Genomic DNA, 20,777 nt, shown 5'->3' with positions numbered 1-20,777 from the left:
CAGCGCGCAGTAACGGTCCGCCTGGCAGGCCAAAGGCGTACACTACCGGCCTTTCACTTCAACGTCTAAATCCGCTTCGGAACCGGGTTCCCCGCTTCTGCCACGGCGCGGCGCATCGGCACTCGCGCGAGCACGATGAATCCGAGCGCGAAGAAGATCACCAACGAGATGATCGAGTCCCGGTAGCTCCCCGTCATCTGGAACGTCAGGCCGAACACCAGCGGTCCCAGCCAGCTCAGCCCCCGGTCGCTCATCTCGTACGCCGAGAAGTACTCGGCCTCCTTGCCGCGCGGCACCAGGTGCGAGAACAGCGAGCGCGACAGCGCCTGTGTGCCGCCGAGCACCAAACCGATCGCCGCCCCGAGCACATAGAACCAGCCGGGGGTGCGCGCCGGCAGGAAGTAGCCGAGCCCCAGGATCAGTGCCCAGACCACCAGCGAGGCGAGGATGGTGCGCTTGGCCCCGTGCGTGGCGGCGAGCCGCCCCATGCCCAGTGCCCCGACCACCGCCAGCACCTGCACCAGCAGTACCGCCGTGATCAGCGTCGTCTGGTCCAGGCGCAGTTCCTCGGAACCGTAGATCGACGCCTGGGAGATCACGGTCTGCACACCGTCGTTGTAGAGGAGGTACGCGAGCAGGAAGGCCAGTGTCAGCGGATGCCGGCGCATGTCGCGCAGGGTCGCGATCAGCTGCCGCCATCCGGCTCCCACCGCGCCTTCGGCCGGGGCCTCCCCGTCGGACGGCGCCAGCGCCCGGTCGCGCAGCCGGCGCAGCGGAATGAGGGTGAACGCGCCCCACCACAGTCCCGCCGTGGCGAGGCAGACGCGAACGGCCTCCGACTCGGAGAGGCCGAACGACTCGTGCCCCGTGAACAGAGCCAGGTCGGCGACCAGCACGAGCGCACCGGACGTGTATCCGAAGGCCCAGCCGCGGGATGACACCGCGTCACGCTCATCCGGCTCGGCGATCTGCGGCAGATAGGCGTTGTAGAGCACCATCGAGACCGACAGCGAGGAGTTGGCCACGATCAGCAGGACGGTGCCCAGGAGATAGCGGTCGCCGTCCAGGAAGAACATCGCCGCCGTGGCCGTCGCGCCTATGTACGCGCAGGCGGCGAGCAGCGGCTTCTTGCGTCCCGTGCGGTCGGCGAGCGCGCCGACCAGCGGCATGAGCAGCACCGAGATCACCACGGAAGCCGATATGGCGTAGGCGAAGAGAGACCCGGCCGGGACCGGGACGCCCAGCGGGTGGACACGGCCGTCCGCGTCCGCCGCCGCCTTGGCCACGGCCGTGAGGTAGGGGCCCAGGAAGACCGTCACCACGCTCGTCGAATAGACGGAGCAGGCGAAGTCGTAGAAGTACCACCCGCGCTGCTCGCGCCGACGGTCGCCGTTGCCTCTCCCGGCGGTCGGGTCCTCTGTCTCAAGGGCCACTGGGCGCCTCCATGCTTGTGCCGATGGAGATGCGCCACGGCCCACGGCCGCTCAGTGCCAGACTCCTCGGTCGCTGAGCACCGTACGCAGGGTCTCCAGATCGTCGGTCATGATGCCATCCACTCCTGTGTCCAGAAGGGCGGCCATCCGGTCGGCTTCGTTGACCGTCCAGACGTGCACCTGAAGTCCGCGGGCGTGGGCTTCCGCGACGAAGCGTCGGTCCACGATCCTTATGCCGCTCTGGACTTCGGGCACCTGGACGCAGACCGCGCCCGCACGGACCGCGGCCGGGATCCCCAGGGAGCGCAGCCGCAGGCCGAGCACCCCTCGCACCCCGAACGACGTCGCGAGCTTCGGGCCGGCGAGCCGGTACGCCAGTGCCACGCGGCGCTCCGAGAACGAACCGACGCAGACCCGGCCCCAGAGGTCCCTGCGGCGGATCAGTCCGACCAGCGGTTCCAGGGCCCCCGCGGCTTTGATGTCCACGTTCCAGCGGGCGTCGGGGAACTCGTCCAGCAGCTCCTCGAAGAGCGGCAGCGGCTCCGTGCTCGCGACCCTGGCCCGGCTCACCTCGCTCCAGGGCAGCTCCGCGATCCGGCCCCGGGCGTCCGTGACGCGGTCCAGCGTCGCGTCGTGGAAGGCCACCAGCCTGCCGTCGACGGTCGTGTGCACATCCGTCTCGAAGTAGCGGTAGCCGGTCGCGGCCGCCCGGCGGAACGCGGCGGCGGTGTTCTCGAGCCCGTCGGCGGTTCCACCGCGATGCGCGAACGGAATGGGGGACGGGTGGTCCAGATACGGGTGCCTGGGCTGCTGTACGCGTGTCACCCGGGCAGTATGACCTGCTCAGCGACGTCCGCCGATGTCGTCTTGGCCACTACACGGCCTGCCCGGCCGCCGTCTCCCGCGACCGGTACCGCGAACACCCGCAGGAAGAACTGGGCGAGGGGTCCGATGGCCAGGGCGTAGGCCAGGGTGCCGATGCCGACAGTGCCGCCGAGCAGGAAGCCGGTGGCGACGACCGCGATCTCGATGGCCGTGCGGACGAGGCGGATCGACCGGCCGGTGAGCCGATGCAGACCGGTCATCAGCCCGTCGCGTGGCCCGGGCCCGAAGCGGGCGGAGATGTAGAGCCCGGTCGCCGCACCGTTCAGGACGATCGCGACGGCCATCACCGGGACCCGCACCGCGACCCCGTGCGCGTCGGGGACGACCGCCAGGGTGGCGTCCATGGCGATCCCGACGACGAAGACGTTGGACACCGTGCCGAGTCCGGGCTTCTGCCGCATCGGGATCCACAGCAGCAGCACAACGGCCCCGAGGATGATCGAGACGACCCCGATGGTCAACCCCGTCCGCTCCGCAACGCCTTGGTGCAGCACACCCCAGGGCTCCAGCCCCAAGCCGCTCCGGACCAGGAGCGCGGAGCTCACGCCGAAGAGCGTGAGCCCGGTGTAGAGCTGGAGGAGCCGTCGCGGAACGCGCCGGCCTCCGGGGCGCGCTTGGCCTCCGGTGTTCGTGCTGCTGGTCTGCATCGCTTCCCCCTGGGTGGTGTGAGTGGACTGACCCATGACACTCTGTGGCTGGGAAACGCAGGCCATCCATGGCCAATCGACGGAAGGTGGACTGACTTCCATGGCGCAGTGGACTTCAGCAGTCGGCGTGGCGCAGCTCGCTCGCCAGCTCAACGCACAGCAGTCGCGCCCGGCGGGACCCGGCACCCGCAAGCCCCCCGCGTATCGCGCGCTCGCCGACGGCATCCGGCTGCTGGTCCTCGAAGGCCGGGTGCCGGTGGCGGCCCGGCTCCCCGCCGAACGCGAGCTCGCGCTGTCTCTCGCCGTGAGTCGTACCACGGTGGCGGCGGCGTACGAGGAGCTGCGGACCCAGGGGTTCCTCGAATCCCGCAGGGGCGCGGGCAGCTGGACGGCCGTTCCCGCGGGCAACCCGCTGCCCGCACGAGGCCTGGAGCCACTGCCGCCCGAGGCGCTCGGGTCGATGATCGACCTGGGATGCGCCGCGCTGCCCGCCCCGGAGCCCTGGCTCACCCGGAGCGTCCAGGGGGCGCTGGAGGAACTGCCGCCGTACGCGCACACCCACGGCGACTACCCGGCGGGGCTGCCCGTGCTGCGCCAGACCATCGCGGACCGCTACACCGCACGCGGTATCCCGACGATGCCCGAGCAGATCATGGTCACCACGGGTGCGATGGGCGCCATGGACGCGATCTGCCATCTGTTCGCGGGCCGTGGGGAGCGGGTCGCCGTCGAGTCCCCTTCCTACGCCAACATCCTCCAGCTGATGCGCGAGGCGGGTTCCCGCCTGGTGCCGGTCGCCATGGGTGAAGGTCTTGCGGGCTGGGACATGGCCCGCTGGCGCCAGGTGCTGCGGGACGCGGCGCCGCGACTCGCCTATGTGGTCGCCGACTTCCACAACCCGACGGGGGCCCTGGCCGACGAGGACCAGCGGCGCCGACTCGTGGACGCGGCGCGCTCGGCGGGCACGGTGCTGGTCGTCGACGAGACCATGGCCGAGCTCCGCCTCGACGCCGAGATCGAGCTGCCGAGGCCGGTCTGCGCCTTCGACGCGGCGGGCTCCACGGTGATCACGGTGGGCTCGGCCAGCAAGGCCTTCTGGGCGGGGATGCGTATCGGCTGGGTCAGGGCGGCCCCCGAGGTCATCCGCTCGCTGGTGGCGGCGCGCGCATACGCCGACCTCGGCACCCCGGTCCTGGAGCAGCTCGGGGTCAACTGGCTGATGTGGACCGGCGGCTGGGAGTCGGCGGTGGCGATCCGCCGGGCCCAGGCGAGGCAGAACCGGGACGCGCTGGTCGAAGCGGTACGGCGGGAACTGCCGGACTGGGAGTTCGAGGTCCCCAGGGGCGGACTGACCCTCTGGGCGCGCGCGGGCGGTCTGTCCGGCTCACGGCTCGCCGAGGTGGGTGAACGCGTGGGCATCCGAGTGCCTTCAGGTCCGCGCTTCGGCGTCGACGGCGCGTTCGAGGGCTATGTCCGTCTCCCCTTCACGGTCGCGGGACCCGTGGCCGACGAGGCTGCGGCCCGCCTGGCCGCAGCCGCCCGCCTGGTCGCGACAGGCGCCTCGACCGGAACGGAGACGCCGAGGACGTTCGTGGCCTGACGGGCCATCGAGACGGTCGTCGCGCGGTGAGTCCAGCGGGCGCGGCGCCGGTACCGTTCTTCGCCGGCCGACTCCACTCCTCGCGCTCCGGGACGGAACACCTAGGGCGTGTTGCGAAAGTCCCTTCTGACCCGCGACGCCTGGCACGCACGCACGCTCGCTGCGTTGTCGGAGTCATCCAAGTACGTCCAGTACGAGGGTGATCCTCCGCCTTGCGATCGCACGCACCAGACGCCGCAGGCCCCGCCCTGCGGGCGGACGGAGCTACTTTCGCAACACGCCCTAGCGGTCCGCGGTCTCCACTGCCGGAACGGCAACCCCGGCGGGCTCGGGGACCTCGGACGCGGAGTCCTCGCGCTCCGGCAGCAGCGCGCGCACAGCGTTCCGCTCCGCCTCTCCCGCGGACTCGTCGAACGGATCCGGCGTCGCCGGCACCTGAAGGCGCAGTACTCCGCCCGTGCCCAGCCGGGCGTAGCCCCGACCCGGTGGAACCGAGCCGGTCGGCGTCGTGTGCGGAGGAGCGCCCAGAACGGACTCGATCAGTTCGGGTGCCATGGGGCCCAGGGCCACCCGGGCCCTGGTGTGACCCAGCACCGATTCCGACAGGGCGCCGAGGCCGCCGTCGCACTGCTCGGCCACCACCACCGTCACCGAAGCCGCCCGCCCGTGCCGCAGTGGCACGTCGAGGAGGAGCTGGGGGTCCGGCCGCCCGTCTGCCGCCGCGAGATGCCCGAAGGCGCCCGGTCGGTCGACCAGGATCCACAGCGGCCTGCGGGTGTCATCGGGGGCCGGGTGCCCCGACTGGCGGGCGCGGTTCGCGGAGATGAGCCGGCGCTCCGTCTCGTGAGCGGCCCACTCGAGACTCGCCAGCGCGCCCGCCAGCCCGCATTCGACGGCCAGCACGCCCCTGCGTCCGGCAAGGCAGGTGTACTCGCCGGTGCCGCTGCCGTCGACGATCAGCACATCGCCGCAAGACAGCGCCTGGAGTGCGATGGACCGCAGCAGGGTGGATGTGCCGCTGCCCGGCAGGCCGACAGCCAGGAGGTGGGGTTCCGTCGAGCGCGGGCCGGTACGCCACACCACCGGCGGTGCGTCCCTGCGCCCTTCGCCGTCGGCGCCGGGTTCGGCACCCGCGTCCAGCACCGGCACCGTCCGCGGCACGGCGCCCGGGTCGGTGAAGCCCAGCACCGTCTCGCCCGGGGCGGTGACGAAGGCCTGGGCGGCGATGGTGGTGGGGAGGGGTGGCAGCACGCTCATCACGAGGTGGTTGTTCTCCTCGTCCCAGGCGAAGTGGTACTCGCGACCCCGCCCCGACTTGGCGTGCAGCAGCTGCTCGATGCGCTCGCGCGCCGCCGGTTCGCCATCGGGGAAGTAGGCCGGGTAGCGCACCTTCAGCCTGGTCAGTCGGCCGCTGTCGTCGAAGGAGTGGTCGCCGAAGGCCTTCGACCACTCACCGCCGTGGGCGAACAGTGGGCTGGGATCCTCCGGGACCGCGAAGTACGGCACGAGCGCCTCGTAGAGCGCCTTCAGGCGCCCCAGCTCCGCCTCGTCCGGACCCGTCTTCACCGGGGTGCGCCGACGCCCGGTCCACCCCGCCACGCCCATCACCGTGATCAGACCGAGCAGCAGTCCGTACGGGAGGAGCACCACCACGAGGAGGCAGGCCGCCGCCAGGAACAGGGTGGGACCACGCCGGTCCTTGGGCGTGCCGGCCCACTTGCGCCGCCCGGCGACGGCCAACAGCCGCAGACCACGGCTGATCGTGATGAGGGGGTGGAGCACGTCGGTGGCGTTGTCGGCGGCTGTCCGCGCGAACTCTCGACTGCGGGCGATCCGGTCGGCGCCGCCGAGTGGGATGCGGGGGAGTGGTCGCCGGGCCACGTGGTTCTCCTGCTTCTTGAGCTGTGGGTGCGGTCGTGCGGGGGTGTCAGAACTTGATCCCGCCCAGCAGGCTGGCGAGGCTGGCGCCACCTGCAGTGATGCTCGGCGCGATGGCCGTGCCCGCGAGATAGAAGCCGAAGAGTGCGGAAACCAGCATGTGGGACGCCTTCAGCCCGTCCTTCTTGAAGAAGAGGAAGACGATGATTCCCAGCAGTACGACGCCAGAGATGGACAGGATCATGAGGTGCTCTCCTGGATGAGGGGACGGTCACCATGAGTTCTTCCAGCCTCACAGCAAGTATGTATGTGATAAAAGCTGCAAACGGGTGAAAGGGGGCTTATTTCACCCGAGTGGCGTACGTGGGATCGTTGCCCGAAGCCTGTTGATCTTTGCCGTGCGGCAGTGCAGTCATGCCGCGCCACGGGCAGTACCCTGGCGATTCACCCGTACGAGCCGATCCGGAGGAAGGAACTCCACTCGTCGCGGTTACCGCGCGGAAGTTGGGGAAGAGAGCCTCACCAGAACTGTTCTCCGCCCGGTGAACAGCTACGTAACCCCAGGTGGGAGCGTTGCCGTAAATGTGGTCGCGGTGGCGGAACGGCTGGGTCATCATGACGTCGGGCCCGCGAGGGGCCACCGACGAGAGGCAGAGGAAGATGGACTTCATCAAGCGGAAGACGACGGGTAGCCGATCATGTTGCCGCGCGGCCTAGGCGAACACACCCCCGGTTGCGTCGACAGCTTGATGTGAGGCACTTTCCCATGTTCGAACCAGTCATAGCGCCGAGCGGCACCCTCCTCGGCCTGCTCCAGAGAGGTCGCGGCGACGGCACACTGCACGCCCTCGCCGCGCCCCGCGCCGAGGCCGTCGAGGCCCTCGATCACTGTGTGCTGAGCGACCCCCGCCACGACTGGCAGGTGGAGAACCGCTCTCTCTACTACGCGCGCCTCTATCTGGACCTGGACGGTGGTCTCGAAGCGATCGAGGCCCACCTGTTCCAGGCGGACGACCACCTCGACACGGACGAGACGAGGACCGGGCTGGCGCTCGCGGTGCTCGGGCACCTTGCCTCGTACGGCCGAGACGACGCGCTGCACCTGCTCCGGCGCTACGCCGTGTCGGGTTCCAACTGGGCCTGGGCGCTCGACGAACTGGCCCTGCGCGACGACGACAGCGGACTGCACTCGCTCGCCCTTCCGGTCCTGGCTCGCTTCCCCGCCACTGCCGAGGGTGAGGCCGAACTGGCAGCCGCCGTGCGGGACGCCTTCGAGCCCAGGCCATGGCGGTTGTGGGCGGAGGACACGCGGGAAGCCGTCGGCTCCCGGGTGCGGGCCGCGCGGGAACGTGGCTCCTTCGACCGCTGGCAGCGCCAGCTCAGGCCCACAGGACCGCGCCCCGGCTGGAGCGTGCAAGCCGTCTTCGACTACGCCGAAGAGGGCCTGGAACGCGGCGTCGAGCTGTTCCTGCCCGCGTCCCGCTGTCTCGGTGCGGTCGCCGGCTCCGACGACCGCGATGTGATCATCGAGGCGGCGCGCAGCGGACCCGACGGTGCACGCTGCACCGCACTGCACTACCTGGCCGAGTCACGGGACCCCGTCGTGCTGGACCTGGTCGAGGTCGCGGCCGCCGATCCGTCCCGTACCGTCGCCGACGCCGCCCTGCACGCCTTCGAGCGGATGTGCGGCGATGCGGCGGTCGACCGCGCGCGACGCTGGGTCCAGCGCCCCGATGCCCTCGGCGGCACGGCGGCCGGCGTGCTGGCCTGCCGCGGCGGCGCCCAGGACGCCGGGCTCGTCCTCGGCGCACTCCGTGAAACCGTCCGCGCGCAGGGGCCCGACGCGCGCCTGCTCTGGACGCTCGTCGACGGCGCGGGACGGCTGGGCATCGACGCCGCGGCCCCCGTGCTGCGCCATGTCTACCGCGAGACCGCCTCATCCCACCTGCGCGGCCAGACGGCACGCGCCCTCGCGGCGACCGACCCCTCCTTCGCCACCGGCTTCGCCGTCGAATGCCTCTGGGACTGCGAGGAGACCACCAGGGAGATCGCCGCCTTGCACGCCGAGACCGGCGACGCCCGGGTCGCCGAGCGCCTGCGCCGGCTCGCCGCCGATCCCGCCGAGGAAGCCGAAGTGCAGACCGCGGTCCGCAGCCGGATCGGGGACACCCCACCGCTGTAGCGGCCGCAGGCCACGACGGGCACCGGGCGCGAGGGTCCCGGCCGGGCAGGAGGCCCACCGGACAGGGCCATCGCGGTTCGGTCGGGCGCGGTTCGGTCGCGGCCCATGGACGGCCGGTGTCCCGGGCGTGGCACAAACGCTCACAGGACGTTCCCCGCACGGCCAGATCCACGTTGGCCGCACCACCCCCGGTGCGACGACAACACCCTTATGCGTGTCGTCATCGTGACCGAATCCTTCCCGCCCGACGTCAACGGTGTGGCGCACTGCGCCCTGCAGACCGCACGGCACCTCGCCGACCGCGGTCATGCCCCCCTCGTCATCGCCCCGGCCGTCGCCGGGCCCGACACCGACGCACCGTGCCCCGTGGTGCGTGTGCCCTCCCTGCCCCTGCCCGGCTATCCGCAGGTCCGCGTGGCCCTGCCCAGCCGGCGCCTGGCCGCCGCCCTCACCGCGCATCGGGCCGATGTCGTCCATCTCGCCAGCCCCTTCGTGCTCGGAGTCCGCGGCATGGGCGCGGCGGCGAGGCTCGGACTGCCCGCGGTCGCGGTCTACCAGACCGACCTCGCAGGCTATGCGCGCACCTACATGGGTGCCGGCGAGAACACCGCGTGGCGGCGCATCCGAACCGTCCACACCGCCGCCGACCGGACCCTCGCCCCGTCCACGGCCGCGCTGCGCGACCTGGAAGAGCACGGAGTGCCCCGCGTACGGCTGTGGCCGCGTGGCGTGGACACCGAGCGGTTCAGGCCCGAGCTGCGCGACGAGGCACTGCGCCGGCAAATCGCCCCGAACGGCGAGACCATCGTCGGATACGTCGGCCGTCTCGCCCCCGAGAAGTGCGTCGAACTGCTCGCAGGCGCCTGCGGGCTGCCGGGAGTGCGCGTCGTGGTGGTCGGTGACGGCCCGAGCGGGCCTCCACTGCGCGAAGCGCTCCCGGGAGCCCTGTTCATGGGCCGGCGCACCGGAGCCGACCTGGCGCGCATCTTCGCCTCCCTCGACGTGTTCGCGCACACGGGACCGTACGAGACGTTCTGCCAGACCGTGCAGGAGGCCATGGCCAGCGGGGTGCCGGTGATCGCCCCGGCCGCCGGAGGACCACTCGACCTGGTCGACCACGGCCGCACCGGACTGCTCGTGCCGCCCCGCGACACGGAGGCGATGACCCGGGCGGTGGCGGCACTCGCCACCGAGCCCGCGCGGCGCGAGGCCTACGGGAGCAGCGGCCGGGCCACTGTCGAAGGCCGTACCTGGGCCGCGGTGGGTGACCAGCTCATCGGACACTACGACGAGGTGCTGCGCCTGCGGACGGCGGTGGCGGCATGAGCGGCGGCGGAGTCACAGCCGACGGCCTGCGCATCGTCCGGCTGGCGAACTTCGTCACCCCCGCGTCGGGCGGACTGCGGACCGCGCTCCGTGAGCTCGGCAGGGGCTATCTGGCGGCCGGGCACGAGCCCGTGCTCGTCATACCCGGCGCCGCGCCGAGCGACACCATGACCTCGCAGGGCCGCGTCATCACGCTTCCCGGCCCCGAACTGCCCGGCACCGGCGGCTATCGCGTACTGGCGGGCCGCGCCCGGCTCGGCGCGCTCCTGGAGGAGCTGGCCCCCGACCGGCTCGAGGTCTCCGACCGGACCACCCTGCGGTGGACCGGGGAGTGGGCGCGCCGCCGCCGTATCCCGTCGGTGATGGTCTCGCACGAGACCGCCGACGGTGTGCTGCGCACCTGGGGCGTGCCGCGTGCGTTCGCCTTGCGTGCCGCGGACCGGCTCAACCGCCGCAGCGCCTGGTCGTACGCGCGGATCGTGTGCACGACCGAGTGGGCGGAACGGGAGTTCGTCCGCATCGGTGCGCGCAATGTGGTGCGCGCACCGCTCGGTGTGGACCTGGACCGCTGCCGCCCGGGCCGCCGCAGCAAGGTGCTGCGCGCACGCTACGCGGAGGGCGCCGACGTCCTGCTGCTGATGTGCTCCCGGCTGTCCGTCGAGAAGCGCCCGGGGCTGGCACTGGACACCCTGGCCGTGCTGCGGGGACGCGGAGTGCGGGCGGCACTGGCCGTGGCGGGGGAGGGGCCGTTGCGCGGCAGTCTCACCCGACGGGCCGATGAGTCGCGGCTTCCGGTGAGCTTCCTGGGACATGTCTCCGACCCGGAGGCGCTGGCCGATCTCCAGGCGGCCGCGGACATCTGCCTGGCCCCCGGTCCGGCGGAGACCTTCGGTCTGTCCGCCCTGGAGGCCCTGGCCTGCGGGACACCGGTGGTCGCCGGGGCGTCGTCCGCCCTGCCCGAGGTCATCGGCGACGCGGGCAAGGCGGCGCCCGGCACGGCCCGGGCCTTCGCCGGCGCGGTGGGGGAGCTGCTGTCGCGCCCGGAGCCGGCACGTCGCGAGGCGGCCCGCGCCCGGGCGGAACTCTTCGGCTGGGATCGCGCGGTGGCCGCTTTCCTGGCGGCCCACGGCGCCCGCACCACACGCACACCCGGATTTCCGGAGGCGGCGGTATGACCAGGCAGCCGCCGCGCCCGATCCGGTTCGCCGCCCTCGGGGACTCTCTCACCGAGGGCGTCGGAGACCGGGTCGACGGTGCCTGGCGGGGCTGGGCCGCACTGCTGGCCCAGGGACTCGGGGAGCCCGGCCGATCCGCCGAGTTCCACAACTTCGCCGTCAGCGGTGCCCTGACCAGCGATGTCGACGAACACCAGACACCCGTGGCTCTCGCCTGTGCGCCGGACATCGCCGCCGTCGTCGTCGGAGTCAACGACACCCTGCGCCAGACCTTCGACATCCATGACATCGCCATGCGCTACGACAGGGTGTGCGCCGCGATCAGCGCACACGGCGCCCGGATCCTCACGGCCTGTCTGCCGGATCCCGGAACGATGCTCGCACTGCCGCTGCCCCTCGCTCGCCCGCTCGCCCGGCGCCAGCGTGCGGTGAACGCCGTGGTGCACGCCCTCTCGGACCGCTACGGCGCCGTCCACCTCCATATGGCCGACACCGCCTGGGTCGAGGACCGCACTCTGTGGAGCGCGGACCGGATACACCCCGGCGAACGCGGACACCGGATGATCGCCCGCCGCTTCCACGAACTGCTGACGGCCGAGGGGCTCGTACTCGGCTCCCCGCCGGGAGCCGAGCCCGAGCAGCCCGCCCCCGGCCCTGCCGCCAAGGCCCTGTGGCTCGCCACAGCGGGCACCGCGTGGGTGGCGCGCCGGTGCACCGACCTGCTGCCCCAGCTCCTGGGACTCGCCGGTGCGGAGGTGCGCCACTGGGCCCGTGGCACCAGCGTCCGGCTCGACCAGGTCGCGGAAACGGCCCTGAGCTCGGCTCTCGCCTCCCTCTCCCCGGCCCCGCCGCTTGCCAGAATGGGGGAGTGAGTGGGCGCTGGGAGTTCTGGGTCGACCGCGGCGGGACGTTCACCGACATCGTCGGCAAGCGCCCCGACGGGTGTCTCGTCACACGCAAACTGCTCTCCCACAACCCCGGGCAGTACCGCGACGCCGCCGTGGCGGGCATCCGGATGCTCCTCGGGCTAGCACCCGGCGACCCCGTACCGGCCGACCGCGTCGACGCCGTCAGGATGGGCACCACCGTCGCCACCAACGCCCTGCTGGAGCGGCGCGGTGAGCCGACCGTGCTCCTCATCACCCAGGGCTTCCGGGACGCGCTGCGGATCGCCTACCAGAACCGCCCGCGGATCTTCGACCGCCGCATCCGGCTCCCCGAAGCGGTGTACGACCGTGTCATCGAGGTCCCCGAACGGATCGACGCACACGGCACCGTCGTGGCACCGCTGAGCCTGGCCCCGGTCGTCCGGGAGCTCGAAGCGGCTCGCCGCGACGGATTCACCAGTGCCGCCGTGGTCCTGATGCACGGCTACCGCAACTCCGCCCACGAGTCCGCGGTGGCCGATGCCGCCCACCGTATCGGCTTCACCCAGGTCAGCTGCTCCCACGAGGTGAGCCCGCTCATCAAACTGGTGCCGCGCGGTGACACCACCGTCGTCGACGCCTACCTCTCGCCGATCCTGCGGCGCCATGTCGAGGAGGTCGCCACCGAACTGCGCGATGTCCGCCTGATGTTCATGCAGTCCAACGGCGGACTGCGCCAGGCGGCGCGCTTCCGTGGCAAGGACGCCGTGCTGTCCGGGCCCGCGGGCGGGGTCGTCGGCATGGCGCGTACCTCCGAACAGGCCGGATTCGGGAGGGTCATCGGCTTCGACATGGGCGGTACGTCCACCGATGTGTCGCACTACGCGGGGGAGTTCGAGCGCGAGTTCGGCACCCAGGTCGCCGGGGTGCGGATGCGGTCGCCGATGATGAGCATCCACACGGTGGCGGCGGGCGGCGGCTCGGTCCTCCACTTCGACGGCAGGCGCTACCGCGTCGGCCCCGACTCGGCGGGCGCCGTGCCCGGCCCCGCCTGCTACCGGCGGGGCGGACCGCTCACCATCACCGACGCCAACGTGCTGCTCGGCCGTATCCAGCCCGCCCACTTCCCCGCCGTGTTCGGCCCGGGCGGCGACCTTCCGCTGGACGAGCGGGCGGTACGGGCACGCTTCACCGCCCTCGCGGCGGAGGTGGGCGCGGCCACCGGCACCGAGCGGACCCCCGAGGAGGTCGCCGCCGGTTTCCTGGAGATCGCCGTGCTCAACATGGCGAACGCCGTCAAGAAGATCTCCGTGCAGCGCGGGCACGACATCACCCGCTACGTGCTCACCAGCTTCGGCGGCGCCGGCGGACAGCACGCCTGCGCTGTCGCCGACGCCCTGGGCATGGACACGGTGATCGTGCCCCCGCTCGCCGGGGTGCTGTCCGCGTACGGCATCGGCCTCGCCGACGCGACCGCCATGCGTGAGCAGTCCGTCGAAGCCGCGCTGGACGACCCGACCACCGTCCGAGTCACCCGGCTGTGCGGGGAACTCGCCGACCGGACAAGGGCGGAACTGCGCGCCGACGCCGTCCCGGACGACGCGATCACCACCCGGGCCCGTGTGCTCGTCCGCTACGCCGGAACGGACGCGGCACTGCCGGTGCCGCTCGATACGAGCGACACCATGCGCGAGGCGTTCGAGGCGGAGCACCGGGCGCGTTACGCCTTCACCATGGACAAGCCGCTCGTCGTTGAGGCGGTGTCGGTGGAGGCGGTGGGCACCGTGGGCCCCCCTGGCCGGGTGCTCGCCGGCGAGGCCGCCGGTACCGGAGCGGAACCCCGGGCCACTGTGCGCATGTTCGTGGCCGGCGGACCCACCGGCACCCCCCTGTACCGCAGGGAGGACCTGTCTCCCGGTGACACCGTCGAAGGGCCCGCGATCATCGCGGAATCCGATGCCACCACGGTCGTCGACCCCGGCTGGCAGACGGCCGTGGGAGAGCTGGGGCATCTGCTGCTCACCCGTGTACGGCCCCGGCCTGCCCGCACCGCGGTCGGCACCGATGTGGACCCGGTGCTGCTCGAAGTCTTCAGCAACCTCTTCATGGCCATCGCCGAACAGATGGGTGTCCGACTGGAGAACACCGCCCACTCCGTCAACATCAAGGAGCGCCTCGACTTCTCCTGCGCGCTCTTCGACGCCGATGGCAACCTCATTGCCAACGCCCCGCACATCCCGGTCCATCTGGGCTCGATGGGGGAGTCCATCAAGGAGGTGCTGCGGCGCAACGAGGGCACGCTCGCACCGGGCGACGTATACGCGATCAACGACCCGTATCACGGGGGCACCCATCTGCCTGACGTGACGGTCGTGACACCGGTGTTCTCGGACGGCGGCGCTCTCGGTGGGCAGCGGCCGCCCCGGCTGCTCTTCCTGGTGGCGTCCCGGGGCCACCACGCCGAGATCGGCGGGATCAGCCCCGGCTCCATGCCCGCCTTCAGCCGCACGATCGCCGAAGAGGGCGTCCTCTTCGACAACTGGCTCCTCGTACGCGACGGAAGGCTGCGCGAGACCGAGACCAGGGCACTGCTCACCGGCGCAGCCCATCCTTCCCGTGACCCGGACACCAACCTCGCCGACCTACGGGCCCAGATCGCCGCCAACGAAAAGGGCATCAGCGAACTCGGCCGTATGGTGGCCGAGTTCGGACTCGACGTGGTCCAGGCGTATATGCGGCACGTGCGGGACAACGCCGAGGAGTCGGTGCGCGCCGTCGTCGCCGGGCTGAGCGACGGCTCGTATCGCTACGAGACCGACGGGGGAGCGGTCATCGAGGTCGCGCTGACCGTGGACCGCAGGGCCCGCAGCGCGGTCGTCGACTTCACCGGCACCTCACCGCAGCAGCCAGGGAACTTCAACGCCCCGACGTCCGTGGTGATGGCCGCGGTGCTGTATGTGTTCCGCACCCTCGTCGCCGACGACATCCCGTTGAACAGCGGCTGTCTCGAACCACTCGACGTGCGGGTCCCCGAGGGCTCGATGCTCGCGCCGGTGTTCCCGGCGGCGACCGTGGCGGGCAACGTCGAGACCTCGCAGGCCGTCACCGGAGCGCTCTACGCCGCACTCGGAGTGCAGGCGGAGGGCTCGGGAACCATGAACAACGTCACCTTCGGCAACGACCGCGTGCAGTACTACGAGACCGTCGCGAGTGGTTCAGGGGCGGGCGCCGACTTCGACGGAGCCGACGCCGTGCAGACCCATATGACCAACTCCCGTCTCACCGACCCGGAGGTGCTGGAATGGCGCTACCCGGTGCGAGTCGACGCCTTCGCGGTGCGTGCGGGCAGCGGCGGCGCGGGGCGCCGGCACGGCGGCTGCGGAGTCGTGCGGCGCATCCGCTTCCTTGAGCCGATGACGGTGACGCTACTGACCGGCCATCGCCGTGTCGCGCCGTACGGGATGGCGGGCGGCGAACCGGGCGAGCTGGGCGCGAACGCCGTGGAGCGCGCCGACGGCACCGTGGAAGAGCTGGGCGGAGTCGACTCGGTGGAGGTCGGAGCCGGTGACGTGCTGGTGGTGCGCACACCGGGAGGCGGCGGCTACGGGGAGCCCTGACCGACCGGATACCGGGCGATGGACGCGGCGGGTCCGGCAGGGGCGACGGGCGTGGCAGGCGCGGTGGAGGCGACGAAGCGGACCGGTGTGCCCGGCAGGGCCTGCGCCACCGCGCCCAGATCCGCCTCATGGACCACTGCGACCACCGGATAGCCACCGGTCGTCGGATGATCGGCGAGGAACACCACAGGACGTCCGTCCGGCGGAACCTGCACCGCACCCAGGACCATGCCTTCGCTGGGCAGTTCGCCCGCGCCGGCCCGGTCGAGCGGAGGGCCGTCCGTACGCAGCCCGATCCGGTTGCTCGAGGCCGAAACGCGGTAGACGGAGCTCGTCAGCGTACGCAGCGCAGACGGGGCGAACCAGTCGTCACGGGGCCCGAACCGCACCCGCAGCACCAGCTCCGAAGGCGGGCAGCGCCACGGGGCGGCGTCCACCCGGCCCGGCGGCCCGGCGGGATCTCCCAGAGGCAGCACCACGCCGTCCGCCAGTGGCGCCGGACCAAGGCCCGACAGCAGATCGGTCGCGCGGCTGCCCAGCACCGCAGGCACCGCGACACCCCCGGCGAACGCCACATAGCCGCGCACACCGCGTGCCGCCGAGCCGGCCTCAAGCAGCGCACCCGCCCCGACCCGTACCGGAGTGCCCCAGGCCACCGCCCGTCCGTCGACGCGCACCGGGCAGGGCGCTCCGCCGACGGCCACGGTCACCGCACAGCTCGGACGCACGGTGCACCCTGTGAGCGTGGTCTCCAGGGCCGCCGACTCCTCCGGATTGCCGACCAGACGGTTCACCAGTCGCAGCGTGTCCCGGTCGAGTGCCCCCGAGCGTGGCACCCCGAGATGCGCGTACCCGGGCCGCCCCAGGTCCTGCACGGTGGTCAGGGCGCCGGCCCGTACGACCGTGAGCGCCCTGCCGCTCATCCCGCCGCTCCGCCGGAAACGGGTACGAACCGCACGCGAGCCCCCGGGGACAGCAGCGCCGCGGGCTCACGCTCCGGGTCCCAGAGGGTGAGCCCGGTCGTCCCCACGATCCGCCAGCCACCGGGTGAGGAGCGCGGATACACCCCGGTGTACGTCCCGGCCAACGCCACCGAGCCGGCGGGCACCGACGTCCGGGGCGTCGTCCTGCGCGGCACCGCGAACCGGTCGCCGAGACCGGTCAGATAGCCGAAGCCCGGTGCGAAGCCGCAGAACGCCACGTGGAACTCGGTCCCCGAGTGGATCCCTGCCACCTCGCGCACCCCCACACCCCACGCCGCCGCGACCTCGGCCAGGTCGGGCCCGTCGTAGCGCACCGGGATCTCGACCACGGCGCCGGAGCCAGGTGCGAGCGGTGCGATGGTCCACCGGGGCAGCTCGGCGGCCAGCCGGTCCCGCGCGTCGCCTCCGACACGGGCGGCGCCGTCGCTTGCGCCGATCCCGTCGATGAGCACCGTCCGAGCCGCGGGCACGATCTCCCGTACCGGGGGCAGAGCGCCGTCAGCTCGCCGCCGCAGCAGTTCCGCGTGCAGAGCCGCCGCCTCGGCACCGTCGTCCAACTCCACCAACAGGGCTCGATCGCCCACGGGCAGCAGCCTCATACGAAGGCCTCCACATGGACCCCGGATGCCTCAAGCGCCGCGCGGACCCGCCGGGCCAGGGCGACCGCCCCGGGCGTGTCGCCGTGCAGGCACAGGGACTTGGCGCGGACTCCGACCGTTGCTCCGCACAGCGAGGTGACGACCCCCGACCCGGCGATCGCGACCGATCGCTCCATTACCACGTCCGGGTCGGTCAGCACGGCACCCTCCCGACCTCGTGGCACAAGGGTGCCGTCGGCCGTGTACGCCCTGTCCGCGAACGCCTCGGTGACCACCGGGAGTCCGGACCGTTCGGCCGCGGTGTGCAGGCGGGATCCGGGAAGCCCCAGCACGGGCAGCCGCCCGCCGGTGAGCAGCACACCGGCCACGACCGCCTCGGCCTGGTCCTGGTCGTGCACGACGCGGTTGTAGAGCGCGCCGTGCGGCTTGACGTACGAGACGCACCCGCCGGCCGCCCGTGCGAACACTTGCAATGCGCCTATCTGGTAGGCGATCTCGGCGGTGAGTTCATCGGCGGGTACATCCATCGAGCGGCGGCCGAACCCGGCCAGGTCGCGATAGGAGACCTGGGCGCCGATCCGTACCCCGCGCTCGACGGCCAGCGCGCAGACCCGCCGCATGGTGGCCGCGTCCCCGGCGTGGAAGCCGCAGGCCACGTTGGCGCTGGTGACGACGGAGAGCAGCTGCTCGTCCTCGGTGAGCCGCCAGTGGCCGAAACCCTCGCCCAAGTCGGCGTTCAGATCGATAGCGGCCCGGGTCATGAGCATGCCCGATATATGCCTGATATGCGTATGGTAATCATTCGTTGGTCTTCGTTCCTCGCGGTGGGGAAATGGCGGCGGCGTGGGGATTGTCGAACGAGCCCTGGCCGCTCGTCCACCGCCTCCACCCCCGGGGGGCCTACGACAGCGGGCGGTGGCCTTGTTCCCGGCCTCGGCCGACGGGCGGTTTCCGCGCGGTTTCGACCGTTGTCAGGGTGAGGACCTAGTCTGTGCACCGTGACTTCGCCTGTCTCGTCGGAATTCGTTCCGCCCCAGCTCAGCGCGGGGCCGCGGCCCGCGCAGGGCCCGGCCGCCGACGAAGGGCTGGCGCGGCGTCTCCGTGCGCTCGCGTGCACCGCGCCGCTGCACGACCTGGACGTCCGCAAGGCGAATCTGGCGGGGGAGTACTCGGTCTACGCGATGGCCGAAGTGGCCCTCGCCGCCATCGATCTCGTCACCCTCCACATGGACTTCGACACCGGGGCCGACCACGAGCAGATAGTGGCCAGGCTGCTCCCGCGTATCGCCGCACAGGCCCCGAGGCGCCCGCAGGCGGAGCACGAACGAGTCGCGCGCTGGGTGCTGGAGAACCTGGTCAACGTCGGCAGCGTCGACCGCGGCTTCCGCGCCGTCTACGGCACTTTCGGCCCTGACGGCGTCTATGTCAGGCGGGACTACGACTTCAAGCTCGTCGAGGAAGTCCCCGGGTACGGCGGCAGCGTCTACCTCCGTACGACCGACGAAGCGGTCAACGTGCTCGTCGGTGCCCTGGACACGGACGTGACCAGCGCCCAGATCGCGGCCGAGGTGAAGCTGGAGGTCCTGATCAGCAGGGGCCGTCTCGCCGACGCCCAGCTCGCGGCCGAGCAAGCCCGCTACCGCACGGTGCAGTACGCCGAGACGCTCCGAAGGACACTCGAGGCGACCCGGCGCAATGTGCGCGCGGTCGACTGGCTCAACGACGTCCCGGACATGATCGCCGAGGCGCTCGACCATGTCGCCGACCGGTATCGCCATGAGAACGCGATCCTGACGAACATCCGCAAGGCGCGGGACGAAGCCGAGGATTCCGAGCACAAGCGCCGGGCGGCCGAGCTCGTCGACATCGTCAAGGACTGCATCCGACGCCACACCCAACTCCAGTCCCGGCTGCTGGAAGCGGGGCCGTTGTTCCGCGCCGAGCAGGACCGCCAGGCCTTCGCGGCCCCGGCCGCGCGAGCGGGCGTCGATCTGTACGGACATCTGGTCGCGCCCCTGCTCCCGTTGCCTGTCGAGCAGGCGACCCGGGTCACCGACACGTTCTTCACCCATGGCACCGGACTGCGCACCCCGGCGTCGGTGCGCCTCGGCGACCTTGTCGAGATGCTCCTCACCCCTCCGGTGGAGCGCGAGCACCTCGGCGCGGAGATGCCCGAACCCGATCTGATCGCCACCCCCGACGACAGCCGCTTCAGCGAGGAACAGCTCGCCCGAGCGATGGAACTGCTCGACCTGGAGCACGACGCGCCCCGCAGGCTCTCCGGTCTGCTGGCGGAGGCACGCCGCCGCGATCCGGACCTCCCCTATCTGGTCGCTCTTCTCGCCGTTCACGCGGCGAGCCCTCCGGTGGGCACCGCCTACCGCCAGGGCGAGCAGCGGCTGCTGTTCGCCGTCGACGACGGCACGGAGCTGGACGACCCCGAATTCGGCGGAGCCGACCTGATCGTGGGCACGGCCCTGCTGGACGCGGCCGGAATGGCCGCGGACCGCTCGGAGGCGGCATGAGAGCCGCCGTCCGCCCGGCGGGTCCCGTACTGCCGCCGGCCCACGCAGGTTCCGGAACACCGACCGGGCCGGTCCACGCCGAGCGCCGACACCACATCACCACACGCGAGAGCAGCGAGGAGCAGCAGTCGTGAGCGACCAGCACGCGGGGCACACCACCGCGTGGAGCGAGCCGGGAGCAGCGCCGCAGGGCCCGCCGGCCGGGCCGATGCCGGTGCCGTCCGGAGTCACGCCCGCGGACGCGGCGGACGCCGCACGGCTCGTCTCCTTCGGGCTCCAGCCCAAACTGCTGCCCGCACGCGACGCCGAATACGCCGACCTGCTGCGCCGGTACCGTGAAGAACCCGCCTTCGGACGCCTCGCCGACGCCGTCGCCACCGGACTCGGGCTCGTCGTGCTCGAAGTGTCCCCGCGCGCCGGGATGGCCGTGACCGCGGGCGAGGAGTCGGTCTTCGCCGTCCGCATGGGCGACTACGCCCGACGCGCCTCAACCGACTCCGCCGACCGTTTCCTGCACGGCCTCGCCCACCTCGCGGTCGCGGCCATGGCGTTCCCACGCCCCGAAGACCTCGCCGACGACGGCTACATCGGCAGGATCACCGTCAACGGCGTCGACGCCTTCGTCCGCCAGGCGTGCCGCCGGTTGGAGGAGCGCGCCGAGGAGCAGGGCGAGAACACCGACCCCGCGTCGGACGCCCCGGGGCTGGAAGCAGCCTGGCGGATCTACGCCCGCCGCAGCGCCACCGGGGCGACCAAGGACGCTCGACGGCTCGCCGGGTCCACCACCGGCATCATCGGCAAGGCCGTCGCCTTCCTCACCGACTCCGGCTTCCTGCAGCGCACCGGTGACGACGCCGGCGGCACCTACCGCACCACCGCCCGCTACCAGCTCCAGGTCCGAGACATGGCGGGCAGCGCCGCCATGGCCGAGCTGCTGGACCTCGGCGTGGTCCCCGTCACCGACGGCGTCGCCACGCTCGTGCCCGCGCCCGACGCCGACGATCTGGATCTCGCCGCCGACGCCGGCCTGCCCTTCCACGCCTGACCGACGCAACACCGGC

Annotated in this window: 17 protein-coding genes; 9 read left to right on the top strand and 8 right to left on the bottom strand. The window is 72.0% G+C overall.

Annotated elements, in window-relative coordinates:
* Nucleotides 1-65: 65 nt before the first annotated feature.
* The 3 genes from V1460_RS22275 to V1460_RS22265 are packed head-to-tail and all read right to left on the bottom strand — an operon-like array spanning nt 66 to nt 2,965.
* Entirely contained in the window at nt 66-1,433 is a 1,368-nt protein-coding gene (locus V1460_RS22275) for an MFS transporter (RefSeq protein ID WP_338675390.1), read from the bottom strand.
* 51 nt (nt 1,434-1,484) lie between these two features.
* A complete protein-coding gene (locus V1460_RS22270) occupies nt 1,485-2,258 on the bottom strand; it encodes a glycerophosphodiester phosphodiesterase (protein ID WP_338675389.1) in 774 nt (257 codons plus the stop codon).
* Entirely contained in the window at nt 2,255-2,965 is a 711-nt protein-coding gene (locus tag V1460_RS22265) for a hypothetical protein (RefSeq protein ID WP_338675388.1), read from the bottom strand. The genes V1460_RS22270 and V1460_RS22265 overlap by 4 nt, the downstream gene beginning before the upstream one ends.
* A 100-nt stretch (nt 2,966-3,065) precedes the next feature.
* On the opposite strand from V1460_RS22265, the gene V1460_RS22260 reads away from it, so the two are divergent.
* Nucleotides 3,066-4,565, top strand: a complete 1,500-nt coding sequence (locus tag V1460_RS22260; RefSeq protein WP_338675387.1) for a PLP-dependent aminotransferase family protein — start codon at nt 3,066-3,068, stop codon at nt 4,563-4,565.
* 282 nt (nt 4,566-4,847) lie between these two features.
* On the opposite strand, the gene V1460_RS22255 is transcribed toward V1460_RS22260, so the two are convergent.
* On the bottom strand, nt 4,848-6,446 hold the full coding sequence (locus tag V1460_RS22255) for a hypothetical protein (RefSeq protein ID WP_338675386.1): 1,599 nt from the start codon (nt 6,444-6,446) through the stop codon (nt 4,848-4,850).
* A 46-nt stretch (nt 6,447-6,492) separates the two neighbouring features.
* Complete coding sequence (locus V1460_RS22250; protein ID WP_338675385.1) at nt 6,493-6,687, bottom strand: hypothetical protein; 195 nt, start codon at nt 6,685-6,687, stop codon at nt 6,493-6,495.
* A gap of 522 nt (nt 6,688-7,209) precedes the next feature.
* On the opposite strand from V1460_RS22250, the gene V1460_RS22245 reads away from it, so the two are divergent.
* The 5 genes from V1460_RS22245 (at nt 7,210) to V1460_RS22225 (ending at nt 15,609) form a co-directional block, all read left to right on the top strand.
* Nucleotides 7,210-8,625, top strand: a complete 1,416-nt coding sequence (locus V1460_RS22245; protein WP_338675384.1) for a HEAT repeat domain-containing protein — start codon at nt 7,210-7,212, stop codon at nt 8,623-8,625.
* 210 nt (nt 8,626-8,835) lie between these two features.
* The gene (locus V1460_RS22240; RefSeq protein ID WP_338675383.1) at nt 8,836-9,951 is read left to right on the top strand and encodes a glycosyltransferase family 1 protein; all 1,116 of its coding nucleotides are present in this window, start codon (nt 8,836-8,838) and stop codon (nt 9,949-9,951) included.
* Nucleotides 9,948-11,126, top strand: a complete 1,179-nt coding sequence (locus V1460_RS22235) for a glycosyltransferase (RefSeq protein WP_338675382.1) — start codon at nt 9,948-9,950, stop codon at nt 11,124-11,126. Before V1460_RS22240 ends, V1460_RS22235 begins: the two co-directional genes overlap by 4 nt.
* The gene (locus V1460_RS22230; protein ID WP_338675381.1) at nt 11,123-11,998 is read left to right on the top strand and encodes an SGNH/GDSL hydrolase family protein; all 876 of its coding nucleotides are present in this window, start codon (nt 11,123-11,125) and stop codon (nt 11,996-11,998) included. Before V1460_RS22235 ends, V1460_RS22230 begins: the two co-directional genes overlap by 4 nt.
* Nucleotides 11,995-15,609 (top strand): hydantoinase B/oxoprolinase family protein, encoded by a 3,615-nt coding sequence (locus tag V1460_RS22225; protein WP_338675380.1) that lies wholly within the window; start codon nt 11,995-11,997, stop codon nt 15,607-15,609. The genes V1460_RS22230 and V1460_RS22225 overlap by 4 nt, the downstream gene beginning before the upstream one ends.
* On the opposite strand, the gene V1460_RS22220 is transcribed toward V1460_RS22225, so the two are convergent.
* From V1460_RS22220 to V1460_RS22210, 3 genes are read right to left on the bottom strand one after another with little or no spacing between them, the layout of a single operon-like run.
* Nucleotides 15,594-16,532, bottom strand: coding sequence for a biotin-dependent carboxyltransferase family protein (locus V1460_RS22220; protein WP_338675379.1), 939 nt, complete (start codon nt 16,530-16,532; stop codon nt 15,594-15,596). The two genes, V1460_RS22225 and V1460_RS22220, sit on opposite strands and share 16 nt — an antisense overlap.
* A complete protein-coding gene (locus V1460_RS22215) occupies nt 16,529-17,191 on the bottom strand; it encodes an allophanate hydrolase subunit 1 (protein ID WP_338675378.1) in 663 nt (220 codons plus the stop codon). Before V1460_RS22215 ends, V1460_RS22220 begins: the two co-directional genes overlap by 4 nt.
* The gene (locus tag V1460_RS22210) at nt 17,188-17,952 is read right to left on the bottom strand and encodes a 5-oxoprolinase subunit PxpA (RefSeq protein ID WP_338678151.1); all 765 of its coding nucleotides are present in this window, start codon (nt 17,950-17,952) and stop codon (nt 17,188-17,190) included. Before V1460_RS22210 ends, V1460_RS22215 begins: the two co-directional genes overlap by 4 nt.
* Before the next feature lie 237 nt (nt 17,953-18,189).
* Between V1460_RS22210 and V1460_RS22205 the strand changes: the two genes are divergently transcribed.
* Genes V1460_RS22205 through V1460_RS22195 form a run of 3 tightly spaced genes read left to right on the top strand, consistent with a single transcriptional unit; the run spans nt 18,190 to nt 20,761 of the window.
* Nucleotides 18,190-19,716 carry a hypothetical protein gene (locus V1460_RS22205; RefSeq protein WP_338675377.1) on the top strand — a complete coding sequence of 509 codons (1,527 nt, stop codon included), beginning with the start codon at nt 18,190-18,192 and terminating at the stop codon, nt 19,714-19,716.
* Nucleotides 19,713-19,850: a hypothetical protein gene (locus V1460_RS22200; protein WP_338675376.1), complete on the top strand. Its 138-nt coding sequence runs from the start codon at nt 19,713-19,715 to the stop codon at nt 19,848-19,850. The genes V1460_RS22205 and V1460_RS22200 overlap by 4 nt, the downstream gene beginning before the upstream one ends.
* On the top strand, nt 19,847-20,761 hold the full coding sequence (locus V1460_RS22195) for a hypothetical protein (protein ID WP_338675375.1): 915 nt from the start codon (nt 19,847-19,849) through the stop codon (nt 20,759-20,761). Before V1460_RS22200 ends, V1460_RS22195 begins: the two co-directional genes overlap by 4 nt.
* The last annotated feature ends 16 nt before the right edge of the window (nt 20,762-20,777 follow it).

This window comes from Streptomyces sp. SCSIO 30461 (assembly GCF_037023745.1).
Lineage (GTDB): Bacteria > Actinomycetota > Actinomycetes > Streptomycetales > Streptomycetaceae > Streptomyces.
The sequence above is the reverse complement of the archived record's forward strand: the minus strand, read 5'-3'. Positions and strand labels throughout refer to the sequence as shown.